Here is a 3,027-nt window from a genome sequence, read left to right as displayed (position 1 = left end):
GGTGGAAGGGGGGGCCGCCGCAGGCGGCTTTTCACGAATGCGATACATCAGGCCCCTGCGGGGCCTCGGATTTTTGAGGGGAGCACTGACTCAGTCGCAGAATCAGCGCGCCCCTTACGAAAACCGCTATCATCCGTCGCCTAACGGCGCCACCGTCGGGCATTAAGGTGCTCGCTTTGTGTGTGCACAGCGAACTGGAGTCACACCAGCGAACATAATTTGCAGGAGCAAAGCGACGCACAAATTATTGTGAGTCGGTGATAGCCGTGCTGTAGGGGAGCATGAGCGACCTGAGAATCCAGTGAGTCGTTTCCCCTGTGGGGCAGGCTATACTCGAATAATAGCCCGACTCAGAAGCCCTCTGCAGGGCTTCTGTCTTCCAAAGGAAGAAGGCTTTGGCTCTTCGTCATGCAGCACTGCTGGCACAAAGGGTAATCCCGTAACGCTGGCTATAAAACTCATCGCCCGCAGGGCGATACCTTCCCCTCTGAACCCTTTGAACCTTCTGAACCCTTTGAACCCGGGCCACTTTGTGGCCCCAAGGGCCGGTCAATCCTAAGAACCTTTTCACCCACAACCCTTCTACACAACCTGCGCCGACAGGCGCGCCCCTTTTTATCCTGCGGCGCAGCCGCCACCACAACCCTCGGCGGTGGAGCCGCCGTCAAACCTAAGAACCTTTTCCTCTCACCCTGTAAACCTTCCCTTCCATTTGATATACTATCTATAAGATGTAAAGCAAAAATTATCCGACGGTATAGGAGGATTCCCATGCAGGACCATTTGAAGATTGCTTATACGAAGAAGGCGCTGGAGCTGTTTCCGCCTGTTCCTACCAGGGAGGCGGCTGCTGCGGAGGAGACGGATTTTACGGATATTGCCGGTCTGGTAGTGACGGAGGAGGACAGCGGCATACTGAATGACCGGAGGGTCAGAGCTTTTCATATTCCTCTGTTCCTTGTGGCGGCTGACCGGTTTGAGAAGACTGACGATGTGCTGGGCAAGGTGTGGGGCATTCTTGACACCAATCCTCTGCACCGTCCTTTTTTCGAACGGCAGATCGAAAAGGCGGCTTCTTCCTATGAGGATTCCCTCCTTCCGCCTTTCTTTAAAATGCTTCGGGAATATGTGAGCTGGGGAAATTCGGAATTTGACTGCCCCGGCCATCAGGGGGGCTCTTATTTCACCAAGCATCCCGCCGGACGCATCTTTTATGATTTCTACGGGGAAAATACTTTCCGCGCAGACCTCTGCAACGCCGATGTGGCCATGGGGGATCTCCTTATCCATGAAGGGGCGGCGCTGGCAGCCCAGAAGCATGCAGCCCGGGTGTTTAATGCGGACAAGGCCTATTTCATCCTGAACGGCACTTCCGGTGCCAACAAGGTGGTAATGAATGCCCTTCTGACACCGGGGGACCTGGTGCTTTATGAAAGAAATAACCATAAATCCGTAGGCTACGGCGCCCTTATCCAGGCCGGGGCCATCCCCATTTATCTGGAAACCGCCAGAAATCCCTTCGGCCTCATCGGCGGCGTGCTGGATCACTGCTTCAATGAAGAGTATATCCGCATGCTCATTGCGGAAAGGGATCCCAAGCGGGCCCGCATGGACCGTCCTCTCCGGGCGGCGGTGATCCAGCTGGGAAACTATGACGGCTGCATTTACAATGCCCGTCAGGTGGTGGAGAAAATCGGCCATCTCTGCGATTACATTGTCTTCGATTCGGCATGGGTGGGGTACGAGCAGTTCATTCCCATGATGAAGGACTGCAGCCCCCTGCTTCTTGACCTTAAGCCCGACGACCCAGGCATCATTGTCACCCAGTCCATCCATAAGCAGCAGGCCGGTTTCTCCCAGGCCTCCCAGATTCTGAAAAAGGATTCCCATATTAAAGGGCAGAAGCGGTACGTGCCCCATAAAATCTTCAATAATGCCTTCATGGTGAATTCGTCTACCTCGCCTAACTACCAGATTTTCGCGTCCCTGGATATGAATGCTAAAATGCAGGAGGGGGAAGCGGGAAAAATGCTGTGGCATGAGTGCATTGTGAATGCCATTAACGCCAGAAAAAAGGTACTCCGCCACTGCCGCTACCTCCGTCCCATTGTGCCGCCCCTGGTGCATGGAAAGAAATGGGAAGAGGGGGACACGGAAGAAATGGCGGAGGACATTTCCTACTTTGCCTTCGAACCGGGAGGCAAGTGGCACTCCTTCCAGGGGTACGCCAAGGGCCAGTATTTCATAGACCCCATGAAACTGCAGCTCATGACACCGGGCATTAACATGGAAACCGGGGAATACGAGGACTTCGGCATTCCCGCCGTTATTCTGGCCGATTACCTTCGGGATAACCAGGTGATTCCGGAAAAATGCGACCTGAACGACATCCTCTTTCTTATGACGCCGGCAGAAACGGAAACGAAGCTGGATAATCTCATTACCAAGCTGGTGCAGTTTGAAAAACATATCGATGAAAATTCCCTGATGGAAAAGGTACTCCCCACGGTATACGGAAAATACAAATCCCGCTACGAACGCTACACCATCCGCCGGCTCTGTCAGGAACTTCATGATTTCTATAAAGCAAGGAAAATCAACGTGCTGCAGAAGAAAATGTTCCTGAAAGCCTACTTCCCGGAATACTTCACGAGCCCCCAGGAGGCCAACTGGGCCCTGGTGCGGGGAAAGGGGGAGCTTATCCCTCTGGAAGAGGCGGAAGGAAGAGTGGCTCTCCAGGCCGCTGTACCCTATCCCCCCGGTGTCACCTGCGTCCAGCCAGGGGAGCGGTGGTCCCGCATTGCCCTGGACTACTTCCTGGACTTCGTGGAAACGGCAAACATCCTCCCCGGCTTCGCCCCGGAACTGCAGGGCGTGTATCTGGAAAAAGACAGCTCCGGCCATTTGCAGGCCAAAGGCTATGTGCTGAAGAAAGAATATGAAAAGGATTATAAGGATTAGTGGGCAGGGGTGCTAGCAGGAGTTTACAAGTTATGAAAAAGCGATGCTGAAAACGCTAGATTTTAT

At 53.8% G+C, this 3,027-nt stretch carries 1 protein-coding gene; it reads left to right on the top strand.

Translation table 11 applies throughout. From position 1 onward, the window contains the following. Positions 1–771: 771 nt before the first annotated feature. Positions 772–2,961 carry an ornithine decarboxylase gene (speC, locus tag Q0482_RS06410; RefSeq protein WP_299144809.1) on the top strand — a complete coding sequence of 730 codons (2,190 nt, stop codon included), beginning with the start codon at positions 772–774 and terminating at the stop codon, positions 2,959–2,961. The last annotated feature ends 66 nt before the right edge of the window (positions 2,962–3,027 follow it).

It is taken from the genome of uncultured Dialister sp., from assembly GCF_937959425.1.
Taxonomy (GTDB): domain Bacteria; phylum Bacillota; class Negativicutes; order Veillonellales; family Dialisteraceae; genus Dialister.
The sequence above is the reverse complement of the archived record's forward strand: the minus strand, read 5'-3'. Positions and strand labels throughout refer to the sequence as shown.

Excerpts from the sequence above, each read along its gene's own strand:
- speC (WP_299144809.1), top strand. The coding sequence starts at position 772 with ATGCAGGACCATTTGAAGATTGCTTATACGAAGAAGGCGCTGGAGCTG.